We start from the raw sequence: 21,306 nt of genomic DNA on the forward strand, positions 1-21,306 counted from the left end.
AGATTGAAAAGTATCTGAAATTCAATCTCATCAAGCGCTGGAAGCTCCTTTTATTGATAGACAGAACGCTGGCCTGGCGTTTGAGCCGCTTGCTGCCGGATTCGTCCACATGCGCAGACAATAGCGCCCATGTCTTCCACGCATTCCGCCGAACTGCTGGCCCAGGTGGCCGCGCTGCCGCCATTGCCGGGCGTCTATCGCTATTTCGATGCGGCCGGTGTCCTGCTCTATGTAGGCAAGGCCATCAACCTCAAGCGCCGCGTTTCCAGCTATTTCCAGAAGGACCATGGCGGCACGCGCATAGGCCATATGGTCAGCAAGATCGCGAGGCTGGAGACCACGGTGGTGCGCTCAGAAGCCGAGGCGCTGCTGCTGGAAAACAACCTCATCAAGACGCTGTACCCCAAGTACAACATCCTGTTCAGGGACGACAAAAGCTATCCCTATCTCAAGATCACCGGTGTGGCGCATCGCGACGGCAAGGAGGGCGAACCGGCGTTTCAGGAGTTCCCGCGCATCGCCTACTACCGGGGCGCAGTGGACAAGAAGCACCGCTATTTCGGCCCCTATCCCAGTGCCTGGGCGGTCAAGGAAAGCATTCAGCTGCTGCAGAAAGTCTTCCGGCTGCGTACCTGCGAGGACACGGTGTTCGCCAACCGCAGTCGCCCCTGTCTGCTCTATCAGATCAAGCGCTGCACCGGCCCCTGCGTGGATCTGATATCGCCCGAGGCCTATGCGCTGGATGTGCGCAATGCCGAGGCCATGCTGCGCGGCGAAACCAGCGAGCTGCTGCAGCAGCTTGAAGCGCGCATGATGGCGCACTCCGACAAGCTGGAGTTCGAGCAGGCGGCCGAGGTGCGCAACCAGCTCACGGCCCTGTCGCGCGTGCTGCACCAGCAGGCGATCGAAACCACGGACGACAAGGATGTGGACATCCTGGCCGTGCGAGTGCAGGGCGGCCGCGCCTGTGTCAACCTGGCCATGGTGCGCGGCGGCCGCCACCTGGGCGACAGGCCTTATTTTCCGGCGAATCTGGGCGATGCCGCATCGGTCTACTCCAGTGAGGAAGAGGTGGACGCCGCGGCCGAGGCACGGCCCGTGGAGGAGCTGGTGCTGGAGGCCTTCATTGCCCAGCACTATGTCGGCGTGGCCGTGCCGCCCACGCTTGTCGTCAGCCATCCCGTGGAGAAGCGGCTGGTGGAACTGCTGACCGAGCAGACCGGCGTGCGCATCACCGTGGTCCAGCAGCCGCGCGAGCAGCGCCGCATCTGGCTGGAGATGGCACAGAAAAATGCCGACATCCAGCTGGCCCGTCTGCTGGCCGAAGAAGGCTCGCAACAGGCGCGCACGCGCGCCCTGGCCGAGGCGCTGGATCTGCCGGTCGAGAATCTCGACGAGCTGACCATCGAATGCTTCGATATCTCGCACACCAGCGGCGAAAGCACCAAGGCGTCCTGCGTGGTGTTCCATCACCACAAGATGCAGAGCAGCGATTACCGCCGTTTCAATATCGAAGGCATCACCGGTGGCGACGACTATGCGGCCATGCGTCAGGTTCTCACTCGTCGCTACAAGCCCGTGGCCGAGGCGCAGCGCGAGGCGGGCGGCGCCGAGCTGACCGGCAAGCAGCCGCATCTGCCGGATCTGGTGCTGGTCGACGGCGGCAAGGGCCAGGTCAGCATGGCGCGCGAGGTGTTCACGGAGCTGGGCCTCGATCTGTCGCGCATCGTGGGCGTGGAAAAAGGCGAGGGCCGCAAGGTCGGCCTCGAAGAGCTGGTGTTTGCCGACGGGCGCGACAAGGTCTACCTGGGTCATGACTCGGCGGCGCTGATGCTGGTGGCGCAGATTCGCGACGAGGCGCACCGCTTCGCCATCACCGGCATGCGCGCGGCTCGCGCCAAGGTGCGCACAGGCAGCAGCAGTCTGGAAGACATTGCCGGCGTGGGGCCCAAGAAACGGGCGCGATTGCTGCAGCGTTTTGGCGGCGTGCGCGGCGTGGCCGATGCCAGCGTGGACGATCTGATGACCGTGGAGGGCATTTCCGCAACGCTGGCCGAAGAAATCTACAAGGCACTGCATTGATGCAGGCTGAGCGAGCGCGAATCCGCGCTGGCGCTGCGTGCTCGTGACACAATGACACCCATGTTCTTCACCATCCCTACTGTGCTGACCCTTACGCGGATCGTGGCGATTCCGCTCATCGTGGGGGTGTTTTACGCGCCGCTGGATCAGGCGACCCGCAATCTCATCGCCACCGTGATGTTCATCGTGTTTGCCGCCACCGACTGGTTCGATGGTTATCTTGCGCGCAAGCTCAATCAGACATCGGCATTCGGTGCTTTTCTAGATCCCGTTGCCGACAAATTTCTGGTCTGTGCATCGCTGCTGGTACTGGTTCATCTGCAACGCGCCGACGTGTTTGTGGCGCTGATCATCATCGGACGCGAGATTGCCATCTCGGCACTGCGTGAATGGATGGCTCAGATCGGCGCCAGCAAGAGCGTGGCCGTGCACATGATCGGCAAGGCCAAGACCATGGCCCAGATGGTGGCCATCCCCTTTCTGCTCTATGACGGAGTGGCGTTCGGAGTGATCGATACCGGCGTCTGGGGGCAGTGGCTGATCTGGATTGCAGCGGTGCTGACCGTCTGGTCCATGGTCTACTACCTGCAAAAGGCATTGCCCGAAATTCGTGCCAGGCTCTGAAATCCGAAGTGGAGCTCTCTGAAAGCGCTTGTTCATCAAGCGCTTTTTGCTATTTGGTGGGCTGCTTTCGGAGCAGCAAAAAGACTTTGCGGCGGCGCATCGCATGACTTGATCGGACTGCAGATTTTGTCAATTGTTGTCAATCGGTGAAGCCGACACGGAAGAAGCTTGAAAAAAGCCGCTGTGGATGGCCGAACCCGCTCAAAAACCGCATAGAATCTGGTTCTGTCGCTGGAATGCGCAGCGCGAGTTGGCGTCAAAAATGTCAGCGGCTTCAGGTAGAAATGGGCTTGCCCATACGCAGAAACTGATAGGCTGGCTTCCGTCTTTATCGCGACTGGTTTCTTGCTACGCAAGGTCTGCGTTTGCAGAGACATTCCATTCACTTATTTCTCGAGAGGCATCTTGTGAATAAAACCGAACTGATTGAGCACATCGCTAACAACGCCGATATTTCCAAGGCCGCAGCTGCGCGTGCACTGGACTCCACGATCGACGCAGTGAAGAAAACACTGAAAAAAGGTGGTACAGTATCGCTTGTTGGTTTTGGCACATTTGCTGTTGGCAAGCGTGCAGCTCGCACCGGTCGTAATCCTCGCACCGGCGATTCCATCAAGATCAAAGCGGCCAAGGTGCCTAAATTCCGTCCGGGCAAAGCATTGAAAGATGCTCTGAACTGACACCCAGTTTTAGTGGGTCCTTAGCTCAGTTGGTAGAGCGGCTCCTTTACACGGAGTAGGTCGGCGGTTCGAGACCGTCAGGACCCACCACTAAAAAACTAAAGAAATCAAGGGCTTAGAGCGATCTAAGCCCTTTTTCTTTGCCCTCTTTACCAACCCGAATAGCCGCCACAAGCCGCCTCTACCAACCGAAAATCGTTGTCTACCAACTCTGCAGGGATTAGTATGGCGCTCCTTTTTGGGAGGCTAGATGGCAGGCAAGAAACAGTTCGCAAATGGATCGTGGCAGTACATCTTCAAAAGGAAGGGTGTTCTGGACAAGCCGCTGTATCTCACGTTTTCCACAGAGGCGGAAGGCGATGCATATGCGGCCAAGTTGGAGGCGTTGCTCGCGCGCGGCATCGTTCCTCTTGAGCACCAACAGACAGAACAGGTTTTGACCATCGCTGACCTCGTTGGCGATTACGAGCGCGAGGCCCATCCCTCGCCCAAAGATGTAGCGTCGCTGAAAACTATCCTGCCGACGCTCGGCACGGTGCGCTTGACTGAAATCAATGCTGCTTGGGTGGATCAATGGATCGCTAAGATGAAGCGCATTGATAAGGTAGCGCCCACTACCATTCATGCGAAGGTCGGTGCACTCGCTCGCGCCACGGACTGGGGCATGCGCAAAGGCTTCCTCACGATGCCAGACCATGCGCTTCGTTCGCTGCCAAGCGGCTACGCTCAATACACCAAGGCTGACGCGGCCGTGGCCGGAGTGCAGCGAAAAGACAATGAACGGGATCGGCGGCTTGAGCCGGGAGAGTGGGAAAAAATCCTGGGGGTGATCGCCACGGGTGTGCTGCCCCGCATGCAGCGACCCCTCGTGCTTGAGGGGCGGCGGGACAAAGTGGCGTTGAAGTGCATCACAGTGCTGGCGGTGGAGACTGCGATGCGGATGCGCGAAATGTATACGTTGCGCTGGAGCCAGGTGGATCTGCCGCAAAAGACAGTTTTCCTGGACAAGACCAAAAACGGGGACAAGCGGCAAGTCCCGCTTTCGTCCGTGGCACTGGCGGAACTGCGCGCGTTCCAGCCCAGTGATGCTGACCCTGGTGATTTGGTGTTCCCTTTCCTGCAGGGGGAGGAGTCACCGAAGAAGCTGAATGACACGACCGATTTCCTGTCGCGGCTTTTCGTGGATATCTTTGAGCACGCCGGGGCGGAAGGGTTGCTTTTCCATGACCTGCGTCACGAGGCGACGAGTCGCCTGTTTGAGCGCACCAAGCTCAGTGAGACGCAGATCATGAAAATTACTGGCCATAAGAGCCACAGAATGCTCATGCGATACGCAAACTTGCGCGGATCGACCTTGGCCGATGACCTTTGGTAAGCCGCTCTGAAGTCTGGTCAAGGATGACTTTTTCTGCATAGCGGTGCACATCGCTGGTCCGCATCACATAGGCGCGGCCGATTCTGCCAGCTGGTAGCACGCCGCCGGCAATGAGTTTTTCAATGGTGGAACTATGCACCTGAAGAATCTCGGCCGCTTCTGTGACGGAGCAGGTGAAATTGTTTGTGGCTTTGGTCATAGTGCTATTAAAAGTTAAGCCCCTCTCGGGGCTTTCAGTTTGTTTGAGGGTGCTAGGTACAGGGCTTGGAATGCCTGCAGGTAGAGGTCCCATAAGCGCTGCCCATCCGGACATCGCGCCTGCTTTCCGCCAGATCGGCCGGCAGCGCAGCATGTAGGGCAGTTGAAGTGGTGGGATATGTAGGCCTTGTATTCTGGCGGGCCCACGGTGCTGGCGCTGGTCTTCACGACTTCTGAGTCGCGGCCTTTTCAGGCATGCGCTCCAGGATCTTTTTCATGAGTCGGTCCAGGTTGTCCTTTGCCTCCTGCAGATCGCGCATGTCGATTACGTCGCGCAAATGGCGTATCGCGGAACCGATGACATAGGTCGATGCGCCGGGCGGCAAACCGAGAACCTCGATTAGCTCGGCATTCTTTGCATTGACCTCGACCATCATTTCTTCTTTGCGAGCAGTCAGGCGGGCTACTTCACCGTCGGCCATAAGGCGGGCACGCTCCACGCGCTCCCTGTATTCCTCTGGTTTAGCTATCAGCGCGGCCAGTTCTTCGCCCATGCGCTTGCGTGCAATCTTTTCCAGCTTGTAGGCGCTCGGTGCTGCCCGGGGTGCCTTGGGCTCGCCGTTGAACCCTATGGGGTGCAGATCCATCAACAGGCGCAACCATGCATCGCGCGGCAGGGTGTCCATCGCCTGCGGCTTCGGCTTTCGCACTGAACGCCAGCCCTTGGCACTACGAACAGTCAACCCGGTGCCGTCAGGCAATTCGCTGGGCTTGATCATTCCTTCGGGGACAGCGAACCAGACCGCATGCGAATGGTCTAGGTATTTGCGCCACTTCCCGCTTGTTACGTCGCTCAGAAAATCAGAGCGCGAAACCTTGATTTCGTAAGTGTCAGCGCGGAAATTCGCGAAAGACTTCATGACCGTGAAAACATCGGGCCGGCCGCCGTGGTACTGCCCCATGGTGATGTTCTGGAACACCATCCGGTCGGTGTTGCCGCGCAGGTGCGACTCAAGGTCATTACAGAGGCCTTGGTGTGTCCACTCGGAAAGCAGTGCGCTCTCTTTACTCATGCACTTCTCCAAAAAAGAACCCCGCTCAGTGGCGGGGCTCGGGGTGGTTGATTGGTTCGCGCCATCTGTCGCGCTTGTCGCCTCGGTCGCGGGCTCGCTTGCTCATTTGCTGACCTTTATGCAGTGACAAAAGCATCCTCGTGACATGCACTCTGGCCGCTGGCAGTCTCTTGATTGAGGATTGCGCTCCTGCCTTGGTCCAGTTGCCGCTACGGCGAGCATGGCGTCTAGCATTCGCTGCGGGAGCCCGTCAAGGCCATTTGCGCGGTGCAGAACCTTCACGGCGGCCCTGTGCATTTCTTCCGTGACCGTCCACGCCCGCGACGTCTGGGCGCGCTGGGTGAGCGAATATTGCAGCGGGATAACGTCTTTGACCGTCTTGCATGCTGGGCAGACATGGCAGTATCCCTTTCCTGGCGGGATGTAGAGGCCAGTCGGCGGGTTGTGCTCCGGATGGATGCATGTTTTGTCTGAGGGAAGGTCGAAGAACATTACTCGCCCTCCTGTGTCTGCTGGGTTGCCAGCGGATCGCCGCCATCGCCTTCACTCGAAACTGCAACCCAGCCGCAGTTTTGGCAGTTATTGCCACCAAGTGAACCGAGGTAAGAGCCGCAATCTGGGTTCTGGCAGTAGAGATATAGCCCGCTCATGCGGCACCTCCCTGCTGGGCTACCTGGGTGGCCCCTTGCGCCCACCAGTCGCGCGATGGCTTTTCGGCGTTATCCGCTTCAATTGCAACCATGAGCGCGACCAGAGCCATGCGAGTGCGGCTTGATTGGCCGCCGCCGCCACCGCCCGGATTACAGAACTCAATGCTTCCGCCGCCGTTCTCGTCCCAGACGGATACAAACACATCGTTGTCAGAGTCGAACCCCACTCGGATGTGAGCGGCAGGGCTCATGTCTCCGATGCGGCCAACGTCGCGCGCCTTGGGCCATGTGATTCCCGCATCCCGCGCGTCTGCCTGCGCCTTGGGTGCTGCTGGCGAGAGAGCAAGTACCGCTTTCCAGATCCTGCGCGGTGCGTCAGTCTGGATTTCGATCTGATCGCGGCGGTTCACATAAATGTCGATGCCGTCCATGAGCAGATCCATGAACTCGCGCTTCATTTCGGGCGTCAAATCCACCGGCACCAGCTTCCAGCCATCAGGCACTGCCACGGCTGCGGGCGCTGCCTGGGCAGGGGCTGCTTCGATGGCCTGCGCGCGATCTGCGCTTTCCATGCTTTGCCTGGTGGGATGGCCTTGCTCGCCATCAATAAGCTGCCCGTGAAGCCACGATTTCCCACGCGGCGCGATGTTGAGCTCTGTGGGAATGGGGGCGTGGTTAGAAGTCTTGTCTTGCATATAGGTGGCTCCCAGAATGAGAAAAGCCCGCGGCTGCGGGCTGGGGTGTTGGTGGTCAGGACATGCAGCTCATGCCCGCTTCGATGAAGATGCGCGCCTGTTCCGCGTTGATGGCATTGCCGTAGGCGCGCAGGCGTCCCACTCTGGCGGGAGCCCCATGAGCCAACGGGAATGTGCCGGGTTCAACTGGCCGCCACTTTCCATCTCGGCACAGGAGCCAGTCAGCAGCTGACCAGAGGCCGTTAGTCGGGCTGGGCCCGGTGCTAGGTGAAGCGCTTGATCCGCCAAGCTGATCTGCGGATCGGTTGGCTTGCGGTTTCCAAGCACTGGTGGCCGAGCCTTGGCTTGCGTCATGGTGCTGTCTCGTTGTAGTACGCCGGTTTCATGGCTCCAGAAAGCAAAAAGCCCGCTCACAGGGGCGGGCGGTGATTCATTGATGCAGACAGAAAGCCCAATTCATGAAGATCTATGAATAGGCTTGCAGCTGCTGGCGCTGGACGCCTAGGTGGTCGGCTCCCAGAGGGTGCGCTTGCCGCTGGCATCCATGCGCGACACTAGCCCCTCGGCCTGCATGCGCTCCAGCAGCGCAGCTGCGCGGTTGTAGCCAATCAATAGCTTGCGCTGCAAGTACGAGATGCTGGGTTTCCGGTCCTTGCGTACCAACTCCACAGCTTCGGCATAAATAGGATCCGGGCCGTCGCCAGCTGCTTCGCAGTGCGGGGCGGGTGCGGCCCTGACAGTGCGAGCAGGCGGGGCTTCCGCAGCGGGCGCGTTCTGAAGCGATGCAGGCAGTCCGTCGCCCAGCGCGGTGCGGCCTTCTCCGCCCAGGGCTTCGATCAGATCCGGAATCAGGCGCGACAGCTCGCCGGTGGCAATGGCCACATCGGTATCAAAGCCGCCGTCATCCTTGCTGTTGCCGTGCATGACCGCATCCAGAAGGGTGATGTTCTTGATCTGCAGGCCTTCGGTCAGCACGAAGCTCACTCGGTCGTCCCAAGTCATCGCCAGCTTGGTGGGTAGCTTGCCGTGCTCGATGTGCTGGCGGACTTCATCAATATCCAGTGGGTGGCGGGCATAGCGCACGACAGCCTTGGATTCATCAGCAGCTTTCAGCTCCGTTTCGCGGTCGGCGCTGAAGCCGGCGGGTGGCTCCTGCGTCATCAGCCAATGTGCCATGGCTGCCTGTGGGCTGGTCTGTGTGTCCAGCAGAGCCAGGGCGAAGCCGGGCAGGCCTTCGACCAGCAGCGTGACCACCTCGTCGGCGCGGCCCTGGGCGCTGGTATCGAGCACCAGCGTGCGTGCCTGCGCATCGATCCAGACCCACATGCTGCCTTGCTTGGTGAAGGCCATGGGCAGCAGGTCCAGCTTGGCCTCGTCCTTGAGCTCGCGCTTTTCCTTCTTGCCTGGCTTGCGTCCCTCGGTCTTCTCAATGTGCTCGGCCTTCTCGTTGACCTTGCGATTGAGCACGCTGGCCGGCAGCACCTTGGCCTCGGTCATGAAGCGCATCACCCACTGACCGGCCACGGACTCGACCAGCGGGCCGTGCTTCTCGCCGCGCGGCGGAACCCAGCCCACGGAGCGCTCCTGTGTGGCGCCGCACTCCTCGAAAACTGTCTTTTGCAGGGCATCTGCCAGCAACTGCAGATCGCCCTGCCAGCTCTCAGCAATGCGGTAAATAATCATGCTCTTAAACATTGAGGCTCCAAAAGAAATAGCCCGCTTATGGCGGGCAATGGTTTTCCACTATGAATTGAAATAATCCGACCTGCTAGGCTTTAGAGAATGTCTTGGGTGCTATCAAAATAAGATAGTTAAATCGCGTTTTAGTGAAGCGTTGCAAGCCATGAGAACTAAAGCTATTGCGGTTGGCGTCGCAGCAATTTGCGCTTCGTCATTTGCTTTGGAGTGCTTTGGGCAAAAATCCAATGGTGTCGCTGATGAAGTCAACAAAGCAGCCTCGGAGTCTTTGAAGACTTATCGACTACATGGACTAGCCGGGTTGAAAGAGTCAGTGGCTGAATGCTGGCTACAGCCGCGTGATTTCTGCCTCTACTTGGACGTGGCAGCACAGCGCATTGCAGCGACTAGAGCCCGCAGAGATACTGCTCTTGACAAGTATTTCTTCGCATCAGCATCGCTGGAGCGTGCTCATGCATGGCTATCGCCGAATGCTCGCGGCCCTGTGTCCAATATCCAGTACCTCTATGCCGTAGAGCAAATAATGGACAGCATCTTGAGCGCCCAGCAGGAAAAGGTGATCTACAGCGGTCAATAACTCTCGGCAGAAGCCTACTTCAAACGCTGCATGGCCTTTTCACCCAACCACTCGGCATGCCGAGGGAGAGGTGCTGCCAGCCGCGCACGAGGAATTCGCGGTTGGCTTTGCGGGAGTTCTTTTCATTGAGCCACTCTCTAGCTGTCGGCAGTGCCGTGAACGATCATGCTCTTGAGCATCGGGCCTCCATCAACAAAATAGCCCGCACTCATGCGAGCTGTCAGATGAACTAGTTAGTCAAGAAGCTGTCCAACAAGAACTCACTCTGACTCTGGAGTGAGTAGCCTAGAGGCTTCACTTTCTTTGGGGGTGCCATGAAAGTGCTTCTTGTGATTTCCATCCTCGCCAGTGCGCTTACTGGCTGTGCAGTGATACCGAGGCCTGAATTTGTCTCGATGGCTGATCAGCGATCTAGTTGTGCAATGGGATCAATGAACATGGGAGGGGACATTGGTCGATGGATGTATGGCCCTGATAGGCAGCCATGGACAGGTGGAGATGGTCCATTCTTTGTTCGCAGCAACATATAGCGCGGATTGATTCCTGTCCGAATCAAGCAGAACGAATGAGACATGCATCGTCATGCAGGTGGTTTCTTGCTGGCCGAATCCTTCTATGCAGCGCTGCGCCAGGGCGCGCGACTCATTTGCTTATGGCTCCTCTCTAACGCACTTCACGATACTCTCACTGACCCAAATAGCTTTCATCCCAGGACACTGCCAGGCACTAACGGCTGCCTTTTTGAAGGACGCAGCAGCTTTGTCGAGTCCCGTTCCTGATTCAGCTTTGCAGCCTGCCAAAACTAAGCAGGCCGCAAGGATCGCTAGGCAGCTCAGTAGGAAGCCTCGAGCGAGGGCTAGGTTGCGCTTCCTGCTTCGCCTCGACGGTAAGTGCTCAAGCTGGATTGGTGGCTTGGTCATAAGCCTTTGTCTCTTTTTAATTGGAGTGAACTCAATCGCATTCATTGCACACCTTGAGGCCTACCGCTCGCTAGTGGACGGCTGTAGTGCAGGTTCTCAGACAAGGGGTTGAAAAATTGGGTTTGAATCAAGCTATTGCGCCGAATGCTTCAATGGCTATTGTCTATATTTTGGGTCGATGAAGAAGTAAGCACCTTCTTTGGTGAGGTCTTGTGGATGTCAAATTACGGGCTTTCCTTCAAACATTGCACAGTCTTGGCGTCCAGCCATTCGGCGTGCATGCCTGGGCAGGCGAATTCATCGCGCAGGCTCCGGGTAATACTTTGGGGTTCATCGGCTTGGGCATCAGGCGCGGCCAACCATGCCGCGAGAAGTAGGGCGCCAACTATGACAAGCACAGAATCAACAATCGTCTTCAGCATGAGGATCTCCTTGTAGCTTCAAAGCTGAATGCTCAGAGGGGCCAGGCTTCTGGCGTGAGTGCGATCACCACGGCCGCGCCGACGAGGCAGAAGAGGCCGAAGACGGTGAGGCCCCATTGGGCGGCGAGCAGCAGCATTGTCGTCGGGGTATTAGTTCGTGATGAGTGCATGGAGTCTCCTGAGGGCAAAAAAAAAGCCCGCGAGCAGTTGCTGCGGGCTTGAAGAAAAAGCCGGTGACCTTTCGGGTCTGCGTGGGGAATGGTTCAGAGATGGTGGGAAGAAATAAGCCCCATGCGCGGCTGGAAACTAGAATGGGTCAACAGACTGGAGGTGCTTCATGACCCAGGAGGAATCTGGCGCATTCGCTGCGTTGTCCATGATCTTAACGGCAGTCGTCAAGGTGCTTCCACCAGAGACTGCGCATCAGGTGGCGAGAGAGCTGCGCGCTGCACAGCTGGATGCCAAGCATCAGGACGGGCCTGATAGAACGGACCCTGAATTCAGGCTCGGCCGCGATCACTTGGTGAATGTGTATCGCGAGCTTCTCAATAACGTGGCCGAGGGCAACGTCTACCTTGTCGGTGGTGTGAAGAAGTAAATCTGACTTGCTATCTGGCGTGACCACTGTCGCATCTAGCGGCACGAGACATTGCGCCAGGTGAATTTGCCGTCGTTGAAGAACTCAGTCCATACCGACATGATGGGCGCCTGGCGGTACGAGAACGTAATCTGGTTAGGAATCTTTGGCCCTAATGCAGCCAACTGGCCGTTCTTGTCGAAGACTTTGACGATGTAAAGCGTGACGCCTCCGTCCTCATCGGTGTTCAGGACTACGCGGTAGTCCTTGGTGAAGAGATCCCAGTCAAAATGTTTCGTCACATATGTATGCATGCGTACATAGGCGCGGTTTGCGTGCTTGGCAGCAGGATTAACTTGCTTCATGAGGACACTCCCTACATCTCAGAGACTGGCCGCAGAACCTGCGAGCTGACGTTTCTTTGTGAGTCCGTCTTGTTGTAACTGGCGGATGTAAGTAGGTATGTAGGAGCTTACAGATTAAGCGATTGGATACCTTTGATTCAACTTGTGATATCTGTGGAACCTCAAACGGTGCACCCTCCCTTCGCGGCTGTTATCTTTCTTTGATGAGGTTGCCAAGCTAAATGCTGCGTGACTGAGTGTCTCAAAAAGAAAAGCCCGCGAGCAGGTGCTGCGGGCTTTGAATAGAGGGCCGATGACCTTTCGAGTCATGCCTAGGGAAAGATTGAGGGGGGGCCTAGGCTCGGCGTAACAGGTGGATTGCGTCGAATTCTGCATGACGCTTTTGGGGCAAACAAGACGAGCTCGACTTACACCAAAGAGGGTAGAACCATCTGGCGTGACCACTGTCGCCACGACGCAAAGCGCCGAGTTCGTGACTGCCGCCAGCCCAGGCCCATTCCTGAGCTGCCGTACCTGCTCGAGCAGTCACGCCGGATGGACCTGAACTCAGGATAAAAAAAGCCACCTTGTGGGTGGCGCAAGAGGCTCCACCTACGTCCTAATAGCTGGGCCCAACGCGAATGCTACTGGAATCGCGTCACTAGCAGCAGACTGTTGCTGCGTAATTCATTACGAGGTGTACGGACACGCAAATTCCCCTCACTGTTGTGGATCCTTTAGAGCCCAGCGGGTCGGCACATACATGAGCTTGCTGGCAGTTCATCGTGCAAGCGCATCAGTCTGGAGCAGTCCGCCTAGAAGGCAGCATGCTAAAGAAATCGAAGACGTTTGGTTCAGCGGTGTGTTGGCTAGTCTTCGACGTTGCATATTTCGACGCACAGACGAACTTTGTGGCCGATGTTCGCACCACGTATGTCCCAAATAAAGTGAAGCACATCCTTTACACGTAGGAACTGTCCTGTCTGGGGCTCAGGGTGCCATCTGGCATTTCTAAATCCATTCCAACTCATCTTGTCTCCGATGGTGAAGGGTTGAAATGGTGTTGATGACTCAAGGTGGACGACCGGCTCGCTCTTAATTGAGTCCTGTGAAATTTCGAGGTGATAGGTAATGGGGCGTACCAGCATCTTTGCCTCAGCTTGGCTTGAAGTTCTCTCCCACGTAAGCTTGCTCTTCGAGCATTTGCATGCATAGAGTGCTTTCATTGATTTTTGCTTGAAGCACTCAGCGCCAATTCCACAAATTACACGTGAAGCATTCATGCGTCATGCTTAGGTTTAGGAGAGCTGCTGAGCCATCTGGCGTGACCACTCTCGCCAAGTTCGTGATTGCCGTCAGCCCAGGCATATTCCTGAACTGTCGTACCTGCTTGAGTGATCACGCCGGATGGCCTTCTTGGGAGGCCAGAGGATAGAAACTGCACACTAATTCGTTCAAAAGGCCGGTAACCCTGCTAGCAGGTGTTAAGGCTGGTTTTTTGGCATCGCTAAAGCAATGTGGGAGGCTCAACATAGCTGCAGAGAGCGTGCTTCTTGATATCAAGTGCAGGAGAGCAGCTCGTCTGCCATAGAGATTGCCCGCGGCAGGTCTTGATCAAGTTTTTTACTTTGGCAACTTCATCTTCGTTTTCGAGCCTGTCCTCTATAAAGTTCTTGAAGTCCTTGTCCTGAAGCATTTCCACAAGGCTTGTGGTGTGCGTGTTGAGTTCATAGACAAATGGTTTCTTGCCTGGATAGGACGCTAACTCACCTTGACGAAAGCCCACAAATCCGCAGACAGCATCGCCGTTCTTGCTCAACTTCACGTCTTTGAACTCGGCATGCTCAGGGAAGGCAAGCAGCCGCCTGGCAGCTCGCCTGGCCTCAAGTTTGTGGCTCTCCTCATTCGTACAGGAAACAAGGATGAAGCCTGAAATGGCGATCGATATGCTGATAGACAGCGTTGATGGACGCATAGCTATTTCAGTATTGATTTGGCTAAGCCGGGACTGCGCAACGGTCGCAGACACGATTGCTAGTTGGCGTTGGCTGTTGGATGAATAGCTAGATCAAACCGAACTCAAGCGGCTTTCACGGATATCGCGGTGGCGCTTGGGAAGCGTTGCAAGGCATCTTCAAGTGCGGCGCATGTGCTTGGGAATAGGGCTGTGTAGCAGGCTCCTGCTACTTTGATGATGCATCGCTTCAATGAAATCTCCTTGAGTCTGTTCAGTTCATATGAGGTTATCGGTTGATATGTATCAAACTGAAACACAAAAAGTGCAGTAGCTCAGATTGACCCAACGATTGGCTGGATGCGTTCGGCGCTGACAGCCTGGGAGAAGATGCTGGGCAAGTCCAAATCGATCTTGATTTCCATGGGAACTCCTGTGGAGGGTGGTTTGGGCAAATAAAAAGCCCGCGAGCGGTTGCTGCGGGCTTGAAGAAAAAGCCGGTGACCTTTCGGGTCTGCCTGGGGAATGGTTCAGAGAGGGAGGGAGGAGATAGGCCCCAGACCCGGCGGAAAAGTTAGATGGCGCAGCTTCCTTCAGCCCGATGAGGGTCAGGCAGAAGAAATGCGCACTTGGGTTAATAAAAGGTGCTGCGCCATCTGGCGTGACCACTGTCGCCACGACGCGGATGCGCCGACTTCCTAATTGACGGTAGCTCAGGCGAATTCCTGTGCTGCCGTACCTGCTCGAGCAGTCACGCCAGATAGCCCCCGCTACTTTCCCGGGGTGTTCATGATGGGCACCTAAGACCGGTGCAATTACCCTCTTGCAGTATTCCAGCCGGGCCTTGCAGGCCTGGTTTGTAAGAACCGGGGAGCCGACCCCCGGCACCATCAAGAAAAAGAGCGGATCACCCGGCTTGCGGTCTGTCGGTGGCGGCATCTCGGATTGCCTAACTCCACGCCCGGTTTAGTTTTTCAATGCCGCGCTCTTTCTTGATGGCCCCGCGATAGCCCTGCGGGGAAGGGCACATGCATGGCCGCATGCTGGCTAAATGCTCACATTTTTGAATCTCCGTTGTTTACTTGGCCGCCTATGCATTCAGCAAGTGCGCCTTGATGAATGGCCCGAAAAATGGGTTGTCGCCTTTTTTGTATTCCAGGCGGATGCGGTCGCCAGGGTGGAAGCCACTGGGCGGCGCAATATGAGCATCCACCCGGACGTCAAACCCCATGTCTCCACTGCGCACAGTCAGGCTCCAGGCTCCGCTGATGAATTGCTCGGCACACTGCACAGTGGCGCCCAGGAAAGAAGTCTGCAGGGTGGCTGTCACCACCTCTTCCTGCTTTGTGGCGGGAGTCTTGGGGTCCACCTTCTTGGGCAGCTCAGCCCACGCTAGGGTTTCGTCAGCGCCATCGCTGTTGCGCAGTGGGCGCAGCTCGCAATCCCTGTAGACAACGGAGCGCCCATCACCTGGGCTGTTTCGGCGCCCACCGAAGTCAAACGTCGAAAGAGGGCGTCCAACCCAGTCGGCGGGAATTGAATAGGCGCCAGCCTGGGCACGAGCAGTGATCTCGAGCAGGCAGCCGTTGTTGATGGGGTAGTCAAGATCGTTGACCACGATGGCCAGATCACCAAGACGACAATTCATGGCATTCCTTGATTTAACTGTTTATTTATACAGTATTCTTAAGCGAATTGGGCCTGTAGGTCAACTCAAACGGAAGCCCTGCAAGCAAGGCTTTGGTTTGAACCCCGGATGCGCTCCGGGCGGCGGCGCTCGCGCGCTGGGCGTTTTTGCTCTTGGCCTCCCTGAATGCCTCACCGCCGTATAGAACCCAGCGGATGGATTTCGCGAGGCCTTTCGATGTTCCTGTTGCCGATCCCATCCGGGGGCAGAGCAGTACTGACTAGAGCGACCGACGACCTTTTGTATCCCGCTGCCGCCCGCGGTGCCCTGTGTTTACCCAGCCGTGCGGCTGCATGAACGGGGTGCTGGCTCGGTCACTTGGCACCCAGCGCCGGCAACACGATGATTGCGGCGATGAGTGGAATGTAAGAGTACTAACATTTAATGTCAAGTGCACTTACTTAAATAATTTTAGAGTGCTAATATTTATCTCATGGCAACACACCACACACACGAAAAAAAGCCCGCTGATGCGGGCTTTAGGGCGGTCCCGTGCGGGCTGGCTATAGATAGCAATGGGCGTTTCTACATCGAGCCATCGACAAGCGATGGCGAAGTAGCTTTGCGCAGCATGCTTTCTGAAGGCGTGGCCGTAACCATTACGCCATCAGAGCCTCAATCCGCTACAGGCGTTGCTGCAGCCATGGGATGACGTCTTCGTGCTTAGAGTGGCCCCAGAATGGTGAAGTAAGCGTAATGACGATGCAGCTGTCATTGCTGTCGAGCATGGGCAGCAGTGCTTCGTAGACCTGTCTGGGGCCTAACTGGGTGTTTACAGCGTATGAGGACTCGGAAAGCTTGGCCCATTCTGGGAAAAGCGTCTTGATCTTCTGAAGCAGAGGTGGTCTGCGTACTTCTTGGTTTAGGTCGTAGGTGATCAACAGAACTGCCACTTTTCTCCTCCTTTAGTTACGATAGATCTCTGGTTCAACTTGTCATTTGATTGCGAGCCGCTTCCGCAGCGCCCATTGCCACCTGGAAGGTGAGCGCATGAGATATGGCGCTTCTTAGCAGGTGAGCATCACTTCCGCCGAAATTTTCTGCGGTGCTCCAACATCGTTCCAATGACAACCAAGTGGTGCTCATCGCTTCGCATAACGGGGTAGTCGTCATTCAATGGCACCAGCTCAAAAATCTCTTGACCAGCCTCATCGATGCCTCGCACCCGGTACTTTTTAAAGGTGGCCTCTTGCCTAGTGTTACGCGCAGCCACGAAATCGCCGGGGCGGGGAGATACCTCAGGGTCAATCAAAACCCTGTCACCTGGGCGGAACTCCGGGAGCATTGAGTCACCCTCGATCTCAAAAAAGAAGGCCCAGTCAGAGGCATCGTCTTCACCGAACTCAACGGCAAAGCCGTCGCCAGGTTCATATGGGCACACGATCTCTTTCACGAGCCCGGCTTGTATCTTTGAGATAACAGGGTAGGCGCGCATTCCTGGCGGCGTTGGTTTGACGTTTTCATCGAAATCTGCGTGGACGCCTTTCTCTGGGCCTGTTCCAGTTGCAATCCACATGGCGCTAAATCCAGACGCTGCCGCGAGCTTTGTTGCTGGCGCTGTCTTTAGGCTCTTGGTCGGGCCGTCTTTCCATTGAGTCACTGCAGACGAGGTGACCCCCGCAATTCGAGCAATTTCTCCAACGGACATTCCCGTTTCTGACATCAGGCGTGCAATGCGGTCTTGAAGCGTTGACATGTTAGTGAGCTTACGTCTTATGGCTGTTAGAGTGCTTGCAAACGTCTTGTAAGTTCTCTAACATTCGGCATGACCAAGACTGAAGCCATAACTTTGCTTGGCGGCTCTGTCGCCAAGGCTGCGGAAGCCATCGGCATCAATTCCCAAGCCATCTCACAGTGGCCCATGGAGCTTCCTGCTCGACTGATAGACCGTGTGCAGGCCGCCCTGTGGCGTATGCAAGAGGCAAAAGGCGCAGCCCAGCAGCTGCCGCAGCCATCCACCCCAGAAAAGGAGGTGGGCAATGACTGACACCACCAAATACATCACGCAACTCGCTCACCTGACCAAGGCGCAGAAAGCCGCTCTTGGGGCCGTGCTCAATGCGCTGCAGGGGCTTCCCCCGGACGATGCCCAGGAGGTGCTGGATCACGCGACTGCTCATCTGGCGGGGGACGAGCACACGCCAATGTTTGCCCGCGGCATTGCTGGTCCTCTGGGCAAGCTCGATCACGAATTGAAGACGAAGGTCGATGAGGTGACCTTTCATCGTTTCCGTAGGAGCTGCGCTTTGTTGGAGCTGGACACCTCGGCGCGCATCCGCGATGCAATCTATGTGCTGGAGTGGAAAAAGCCGTACCGACAGATGGTGGCGGAGAAGATGCTTCATGAAGATGAGCATAGCCAAGGGTTGCTGGCGCTGGTAGGCCACGTTCAGGCCCCCGAATTCGGAGGGCGTGGCCGATGAGTCTGAATTCGCAACTTTCACCGGTGGCCGTGCCGCTGACCATGAGCAGCCGCGACATTGCGGAGCTGACCGGCAAGGATCACTTTCATGTGATGCGCGACCTGCGCGCTATGCATGGACAGCTGGGGACTATGTTCGGTGGGTCTATCCATCCTTGGATACACCCCCAGAACGGCCAGACCTACGACGAGTACCTGCTGGACAAGGACACCAGCCTGACCTTGCTGCTGGGCTACGACCCGGTGGCCCGCATGAAGGTGGTCAAGCGCTGGCAGGAGCTGGAAGCCCAGCAGGCCCCCAAGCTGCCCCAGACGATGGCCCAGGCGCTGCGCCTTGCAGCAGAGCAGGCCGAGCAGATAGAAGCCCAGCAGGAGCAGCTGGCGCTGGCCGCGCCCAAGGTGGCCTTTGTGGACCGCTACGTCGCGGCTACCAGTGGCGAGAAGGGATTCCGCGAAGTCTGCAAGCTGCTTGGTGCCAATGAACATGAGTTCAGCGAGTTCCTGGCGCGGGCCAAGATCATGTACCGCCTTGCCGGGAAGATGACACCCCATGCCGAGCACCTGGCTGCCGGCCGCTTCAAGGTGAAGACGGGCACGGCACCGCGCAATGAGCATGCCTACGCACAAGCCAAGTTCACCCCGAAGGGCGTGGAGTGGATTGCGGGCCTGTGGGGTTCGCACAAGGCGCGGCTGGCGCAGGAAGGCGGTGCCGCATGAGCACGATCATCATGGCGGCCTGCTGGCCCCTGCAGGGCATGAGCCCGAGCCAGAAGGCAGTCCTCATTTCTCTGGCTGACCAAGCCAACGACGATGGCGTGTGCTGGCCTGCAGTCGGGACCATCGCCGCACGCACCTGCCTGTCAGAGCGCGCTGTGCGCGATGCCTTGGCCTGGCTGCAAGCTGCTGGCGCTGTGTTCCGCGAGTACCGCCACAACACCAGCACCAGCTACACCGTCTGCCCCAAGCGCTTTGACCCGGCCAAGGCTCCGGCGGAGAGCAAGCGCACCACCAAGCGCAAAACCAATGTGGCGGCAAATGCCGCCCCCCCTGCGGCTGCCGCCCCCCCTGCGGCTGCCGCCCCCGGTGCAGATGCCGCCCCACCGGCAAATGCCGCAGTACCCCCGGCAAATGCCGCCCCAGCCCCGGCAAATGCCGCCGGTCTAGAGGGGCAAATGCCGCCCCCAAATCATCAGTTGAACCGTCACTTAACCGCCAATGAACCATCCCCGCCTGCTTTGCAGTCGGGCCGTGGTGGGGCAGGGCAACCTGAAAACACCGAGGAAACCGCACTGCAGGCCGCTTGCCGGGAAACCTGGGCAGCCTACAGCTTCGCGTTTGAGCAGCGCTACGGGGTCAAGCCCGTTCGCAACGCTCCGGTGAATGCCAACGTCAAAGCGCTGGTCAAGCGCCTGGGCCACGAGGAAGCTCCGCTGGTGGCCGCGTGGTACGTGGCGAACGTGAACGAAGCCTTTGTGGTGAAGAACTCCCACGGCATGGGGGTGCTGGTCAACCAGGCGGAGGGCTACCGCACCCAGTGGGCACGCGGTCAGGCCGTGACGGCGACAGCTGCACAGGCGGCCGACAAGAGCAGCGCGAACTTCGATGCCATCGAGGAAGCCAAGCGCTTGATGCGACGAAGCAAGGAGGGTGGCAATGCTTGACGAACTCGACACCGATTGGCTGATCGAAGAACTTGGCGCGACCATGGAGCTGTCGGGGCAGCAGATCCGCCCCGCGTCGTTGAGGCTGCTGGCCTCTGACCTGTCCCACATCGACAAGTCGCTGCTGCGCATGGCGCTGGCCCGCATCCGTGCAGAGCACAAGGGGCAGATCCTGACGGGCACGGTGCTGCAGTACGTGGATCACGCCATGGGCCGATTGCTGCCGGCGGAGGCCTATGCCTTGGCACTGTCCAGCTCAGACGACAGCGCCACCATCGTGTGGACGAACGAGATTGCCGATGCCTGGTCCGTGGCCGCGCCGCTGCTGCGTGCTGGCGATAAGTTCGGTGCCCGACAGGCTTTCGTTGAGGCATACGGCCGCATCACTGGCGAAGCCCGCGCGCTGCGCCAGCATCCTGTGGTGCAGGTGAGCCTTGGTCATGACCCCGAGGGGCGCACCCGTGCCTTGCAAGAGGCTATGACCGCAGGGCGCTTGCCGGGTGGTCTGGAGGCTCTGACCGAGGATGTGCGCCACCAGCTGCAACTGCCTGCACCACGCGCTGCGCTGGCGCTGCCAGCCCCTGAGAGTGCACCAGCAGGCCCAGCGCGCAGCACGCTGCAGCAGTTGGCCAAGCTGCGCGATCACTTCGCCCGCAAGGCCGGTCGCTTCACCCATGCCCAGGTCCTGGCTCGGGCAGACCGCATGCGCCTGAATCAGGAGAAGCGCAAAACTGCCGCCGCTGTGCTGGCCTACCAGCAGGGGGGCAGGTGATGAATGCCAAACGATTTACCAACGCACTACCTCGAAGCCAGGGACCATCTGGTGCAACTGGCAATGACCCCGGGGTGGTGGCACTACTCAAGGCACAGGGCTACGGAGTTGGAAGAGGAATCCGTGACACATGGTCACGGGCTGTGGCTGGGAATGCGGGAAGCCGTGCGGGCGGAACTCAAGCGCCTGCGGTTCAAGCCGCGGCCAAGCGATCTGGAGCCGGTGGAGCCAAGTACGGAAACAAGAAGACCGTCACCCCCGATGGGGTGAAGTTCGACAGCCGTGCCGAGGCTCGCCGCTGGGGCCATCTGTGCATGCAGCTGCGCGCTGGGGAAATCACCGAGCTGCGCCGCCAGGTGGCCTATGAGCTGGTGCCTGCTGTGAAGTTTGCCGATGCGAGCCGCGTCAAGCCGGCCATACGCTACGTGGCCGATTTCGTCTACGTGGAAAAGGGCGTGGAGGTGATCGAGGATGTGAAGGGTGTGCTGACCACCGAATTCAAGCTCAAGCGCCACCTGATGAAGGCCCTGCTGGGCCTGGAAGTGAGGTTGGTCAAATGATCCAGCCATTGGACACCGCATTTTTCGGCAAGGTCGTGCCACTGGCTGGCCAGCGCAAGCCGCCCAGCAATTCCACGACCACCCGGCTGCTGAAGCCGCACCTGGACCGCATGTGCGACGGTCGGTACATGCATCGCGTCACCATGGAAAACCGCTGCGGCAACACCATCGAGGTGGGCGCCCGCCGGATCTACGTGATGGACGAGTATGGCGATACCGTGCTGGTCGACGATTGGGGGCCCTCATGGTATTGAACGACTACCAGCAGGCCTTGAAGCGTGCTCAAGAAGATCGAAACTATCTGAGGTCGATTATCTCGATTGTTGGTCGTGGAT

24 protein-coding genes and 1 tRNA gene are annotated in these 21,306 nt (G+C 58.0%); 14 read left to right on the plus strand and 11 right to left on the minus strand.

Annotated features, from left to right (window positions below; all coding sequences use genetic code 11):
- The first annotated feature begins 129 nt into the window (after positions 1-129).
- The 5 genes from uvrC to EIC84_RS00700 all read left to right on the plus strand — a co-directional run bounded on the left by uvrC (position 130) and on the right by EIC84_RS00700 (position 4,761).
- Positions 130-2,082, plus strand: a complete 1,953-nt coding sequence (uvrC, locus tag EIC84_RS00680; RefSeq protein ID WP_003066266.1) for an excinuclease ABC subunit UvrC — start codon at positions 130-132, stop codon at positions 2,080-2,082.
- Positions 2,083-2,142: 60 nt separating this feature from the next.
- Positions 2,143-2,706, plus strand: coding sequence for a CDP-diacylglycerol--glycerol-3-phosphate 3-phosphatidyltransferase (gene pgsA, locus EIC84_RS00685; RefSeq protein ID WP_003066269.1), 564 nt, complete (start codon positions 2,143-2,145; stop codon positions 2,704-2,706).
- A 407-nt stretch (positions 2,707-3,113) separates the two neighbouring features.
- Positions 3,114-3,386: an HU family DNA-binding protein gene (locus EIC84_RS00690; protein ID WP_003056615.1), complete on the plus strand. Its 273-nt coding sequence runs from the start codon at positions 3,114-3,116 to the stop codon at positions 3,384-3,386.
- Between the two features lie 14 nt (positions 3,387-3,400).
- Positions 3,401-3,476: transfer RNA gene (locus EIC84_RS00695), tRNA-Val, on the plus strand.
- A 160-nt stretch (positions 3,477-3,636) separates the two neighbouring features.
- On the plus strand, positions 3,637-4,761 hold the full coding sequence (locus EIC84_RS00700) for a site-specific integrase (RefSeq protein ID WP_003066273.1): 1,125 nt from the start codon (positions 3,637-3,639) through the stop codon (positions 4,759-4,761).
- On the opposite strand, the gene EIC84_RS00705 is transcribed toward EIC84_RS00700, so the two are convergent.
- The 4 genes from EIC84_RS00705 to EIC84_RS00730 form a co-directional block, all read right to left on the minus strand.
- On the minus strand, positions 4,709-4,960 hold the full coding sequence (locus EIC84_RS00705) for a helix-turn-helix domain-containing protein (RefSeq protein WP_080554151.1): 252 nt from the start codon (positions 4,958-4,960) through the stop codon (positions 4,709-4,711). The two genes, EIC84_RS00700 and EIC84_RS00705, sit on opposite strands and share 53 nt — an antisense overlap.
- Before the next feature lie 223 nt (positions 4,961-5,183).
- Positions 5,184-6,032 (minus strand): hypothetical protein, encoded by an 849-nt coding sequence (locus tag EIC84_RS00715; RefSeq protein WP_003066278.1) that lies wholly within the window; start codon positions 6,030-6,032, stop codon positions 5,184-5,186.
- Between the two features lie 646 nt (positions 6,033-6,678).
- Positions 6,679-7,254 (minus strand): hypothetical protein, encoded by a 576-nt coding sequence (locus tag EIC84_RS00720; protein WP_003066284.1) that lies wholly within the window; start codon positions 7,252-7,254, stop codon positions 6,679-6,681.
- Between the two features lie 624 nt (positions 7,255-7,878).
- A complete protein-coding gene (locus EIC84_RS00730) occupies positions 7,879-9,072 on the minus strand; it encodes a recombination-associated protein RdgC (protein WP_003066287.1) in 1,194 nt (397 codons plus the stop codon).
- Between the two features lie 148 nt (positions 9,073-9,220).
- Here EIC84_RS00730 and EIC84_RS00735 point away from each other — a divergent pair, with 148 nt between their 5' ends.
- Positions 9,221-9,652, plus strand: a complete 432-nt coding sequence (locus EIC84_RS00735; protein ID WP_003066293.1) for a hypothetical protein — start codon at positions 9,221-9,223, stop codon at positions 9,650-9,652.
- A gap of 1,144 nt (positions 9,653-10,796) precedes the next feature.
- Here the strand turns inward: EIC84_RS00735 and EIC84_RS00745 are convergent.
- Entirely contained in the window at positions 10,797-10,994 is a 198-nt protein-coding gene (locus EIC84_RS00745) for a hypothetical protein (protein ID WP_003066295.1), read from the minus strand.
- A 32-nt stretch (positions 10,995-11,026) separates the two neighbouring features.
- The gene (locus tag EIC84_RS25885; protein WP_003066298.1) at positions 11,027-11,164 is read right to left on the minus strand and encodes a hypothetical protein; all 138 of its coding nucleotides are present in this window, start codon (positions 11,162-11,164) and stop codon (positions 11,027-11,029) included.
- A gap of 167 nt (positions 11,165-11,331) precedes the next feature.
- On the opposite strand from EIC84_RS25885, the gene EIC84_RS00750 reads away from it, so the two are divergent.
- Complete coding sequence (locus tag EIC84_RS00750; RefSeq protein WP_003066302.1) at positions 11,332-11,592, plus strand: hypothetical protein; 261 nt, start codon at positions 11,332-11,334, stop codon at positions 11,590-11,592.
- Between the two features lie 35 nt (positions 11,593-11,627).
- Here EIC84_RS00750 and EIC84_RS00755 read toward each other — a convergent pair whose 3' ends face one another.
- From EIC84_RS00755 to EIC84_RS00780, 5 genes are all read right to left on the minus strand, one after another.
- A complete protein-coding gene (locus tag EIC84_RS00755; protein ID WP_223305745.1) occupies positions 11,628-11,873 on the minus strand; it encodes a hypothetical protein in 246 nt (81 codons plus the stop codon).
- Between the two features lie 1,549 nt (positions 11,874-13,422).
- Positions 13,423-13,944, minus strand: coding sequence for a hypothetical protein (locus EIC84_RS00760; RefSeq protein ID WP_131361330.1), 522 nt, complete (start codon positions 13,942-13,944; stop codon positions 13,423-13,425).
- 1,015 nt (positions 13,945-14,959) lie between these two features.
- Positions 14,960-15,517 (minus strand): hypothetical protein, encoded by a 558-nt coding sequence (locus EIC84_RS00770; RefSeq protein ID WP_003066314.1) that lies wholly within the window; start codon positions 15,515-15,517, stop codon positions 14,960-14,962.
- A gap of 662 nt (positions 15,518-16,179) precedes the next feature.
- On the minus strand, positions 16,180-16,449 hold the full coding sequence (locus EIC84_RS00775; RefSeq protein ID WP_003066318.1) for a hypothetical protein: 270 nt from the start codon (positions 16,447-16,449) through the stop codon (positions 16,180-16,182).
- Positions 16,450-16,577: 128 nt separating this feature from the next.
- Positions 16,578-17,252 carry a LexA family transcriptional regulator gene (locus EIC84_RS00780; RefSeq protein WP_034362228.1) on the minus strand — a complete coding sequence of 225 codons (675 nt, stop codon included), beginning with the start codon at positions 17,250-17,252 and terminating at the stop codon, positions 16,578-16,580.
- Positions 17,253-17,321: 69 nt separating this feature from the next.
- Between EIC84_RS00780 and EIC84_RS00785 the strand changes: the two genes are divergently transcribed.
- From EIC84_RS00785 to EIC84_RS00815, 7 genes are read left to right on the plus strand one after another with little or no spacing between them, the layout of a single operon-like run.
- Positions 17,322-17,543 (plus strand): hypothetical protein, encoded by a 222-nt coding sequence (locus tag EIC84_RS00785; protein ID WP_003066322.1) that lies wholly within the window; start codon positions 17,322-17,324, stop codon positions 17,541-17,543.
- Positions 17,536-17,979 carry a hypothetical protein gene (locus EIC84_RS00790; RefSeq protein WP_003066323.1) on the plus strand — a complete coding sequence of 148 codons (444 nt, stop codon included), beginning with the start codon at positions 17,536-17,538 and terminating at the stop codon, positions 17,977-17,979. The genes EIC84_RS00785 and EIC84_RS00790 overlap by 8 nt, the downstream gene beginning before the upstream one ends.
- Positions 17,976-18,695: a phage regulatory protein/antirepressor Ant gene (locus EIC84_RS00795; protein ID WP_003066325.1), complete on the plus strand. Its 720-nt coding sequence runs from the start codon at positions 17,976-17,978 to the stop codon at positions 18,693-18,695. The genes EIC84_RS00790 and EIC84_RS00795 overlap by 4 nt, the downstream gene beginning before the upstream one ends.
- Positions 18,692-19,639, plus strand: a complete 948-nt coding sequence (locus EIC84_RS00800; protein WP_003066327.1) for a helix-turn-helix domain-containing protein — start codon at positions 18,692-18,694, stop codon at positions 19,637-19,639. Before EIC84_RS00795 ends, EIC84_RS00800 begins: the two co-directional genes overlap by 4 nt.
- On the plus strand, positions 19,632-20,411 hold the full coding sequence (locus tag EIC84_RS00805) for a hypothetical protein (protein ID WP_003066328.1): 780 nt from the start codon (positions 19,632-19,634) through the stop codon (positions 20,409-20,411). The genes EIC84_RS00800 and EIC84_RS00805 overlap by 8 nt, the downstream gene beginning before the upstream one ends.
- Positions 20,411-20,971, plus strand: coding sequence for a DUF1064 domain-containing protein (locus tag EIC84_RS00810; protein WP_237704456.1), 561 nt, complete (start codon positions 20,411-20,413; stop codon positions 20,969-20,971). The genes EIC84_RS00805 and EIC84_RS00810 overlap by 1 nt, the downstream gene beginning before the upstream one ends.
- Entirely contained in the window at positions 20,968-21,225 is a 258-nt protein-coding gene (locus EIC84_RS00815; protein ID WP_003066332.1) for a hypothetical protein, read from the plus strand. The genes EIC84_RS00810 and EIC84_RS00815 overlap by 4 nt, the downstream gene beginning before the upstream one ends.
- The last annotated feature ends 81 nt before the right edge of the window (positions 21,226-21,306 follow it).

The sequence above is a fragment of the Comamonas sp. A23 genome, from assembly GCF_004522605.1.
In the GTDB taxonomy this organism is placed as follows: domain Bacteria; phylum Pseudomonadota; class Gammaproteobacteria; order Burkholderiales; family Burkholderiaceae_C; genus Comamonas; species Comamonas thiooxydans.

Bases quoted from the DNA above. Each gene is read 5' to 3' on its own strand.
- EIC84_RS00795 (WP_003066325.1), top strand. From the start codon at position 17,976: ATGAGTCTGAATTCGCAACTTTCACCGGTGGCCGTGCCGCTGACCATG.
- EIC84_RS00790 (WP_003066323.1), top strand. From the start codon at position 17,536: ATGACTGACACCACCAAATACATCACGCAACTCGCTCACCTGACCAAG.
- EIC84_RS00815 (WP_003066332.1), top strand. From the start codon at position 20,968: ATGATCCAGCCATTGGACACCGCATTTTTCGGCAAGGTCGTGCCACTG.
- EIC84_RS00770 (WP_003066314.1), bottom strand. From the start codon at position 15,517: ATGAATTGTCGTCTTGGTGATCTGGCCATCGTGGTCAACGATCTTGAC.
- EIC84_RS00805 (WP_003066328.1), top strand. From the start codon at position 19,632: ATGCTTGACGAACTCGACACCGATTGGCTGATCGAAGAACTTGGCGCG.
- EIC84_RS00745 (WP_003066295.1), bottom strand. From the start codon at position 10,994: ATGCTGAAGACGATTGTTGATTCTGTGCTTGTCATAGTTGGCGCCCTA.
- EIC84_RS00780 (WP_034362228.1), bottom strand. From the start codon at position 17,252: ATGTCAACGCTTCAAGACCGCATTGCACGCCTGATGTCAGAAACGGGA.
- EIC84_RS25885 (WP_003066298.1), bottom strand. From the start codon at position 11,164: ATGCACTCATCACGAACTAATACCCCGACGACAATGCTGCTGCTCGCC.
- EIC84_RS00730 (WP_003066287.1), bottom strand. From the start codon at position 9,072: ATGTTTAAGAGCATGATTATTTACCGCATTGCTGAGAGCTGGCAGGGC.
- EIC84_RS00800 (WP_003066327.1), top strand. From the start codon at position 18,692: ATGAGCACGATCATCATGGCGGCCTGCTGGCCCCTGCAGGGCATGAGC.
- EIC84_RS00715 (WP_003066278.1), bottom strand. From the start codon at position 6,032: ATGAGTAAAGAGAGCGCACTGCTTTCCGAGTGGACACACCAAGGCCTC.
- EIC84_RS00705 (WP_080554151.1), bottom strand. From the start codon at position 4,960: ATGACCAAAGCCACAAACAATTTCACCTGCTCCGTCACAGAAGCGGCC.
- uvrC (WP_003066266.1), top strand. From the start codon at position 130: ATGTCTTCCACGCATTCCGCCGAACTGCTGGCCCAGGTGGCCGCGCTG.
- EIC84_RS00750 (WP_003066302.1), top strand. From the start codon at position 11,332: ATGACCCAGGAGGAATCTGGCGCATTCGCTGCGTTGTCCATGATCTTA.
- EIC84_RS00735 (WP_003066293.1), top strand. From the start codon at position 9,221: ATGAGAACTAAAGCTATTGCGGTTGGCGTCGCAGCAATTTGCGCTTCG.
- EIC84_RS00785 (WP_003066322.1), top strand. From the start codon at position 17,322: ATGACCAAGACTGAAGCCATAACTTTGCTTGGCGGCTCTGTCGCCAAG.
- EIC84_RS00720 (WP_003066284.1), bottom strand. From the start codon at position 7,254: ATGGAAAGCGCAGATCGCGCGCAGGCCATCGAAGCAGCCCCTGCCCAG.
- EIC84_RS00700 (WP_003066273.1), top strand. From the start codon at position 3,637: ATGGCAGGCAAGAAACAGTTCGCAAATGGATCGTGGCAGTACATCTTC.
- pgsA (WP_003066269.1), top strand. From the start codon at position 2,143: ATGTTCTTCACCATCCCTACTGTGCTGACCCTTACGCGGATCGTGGCG.
- EIC84_RS00810 (WP_237704456.1), top strand. From the start codon at position 20,411: ATGAATGCCAAACGATTTACCAACGCACTACCTCGAAGCCAGGGACCA.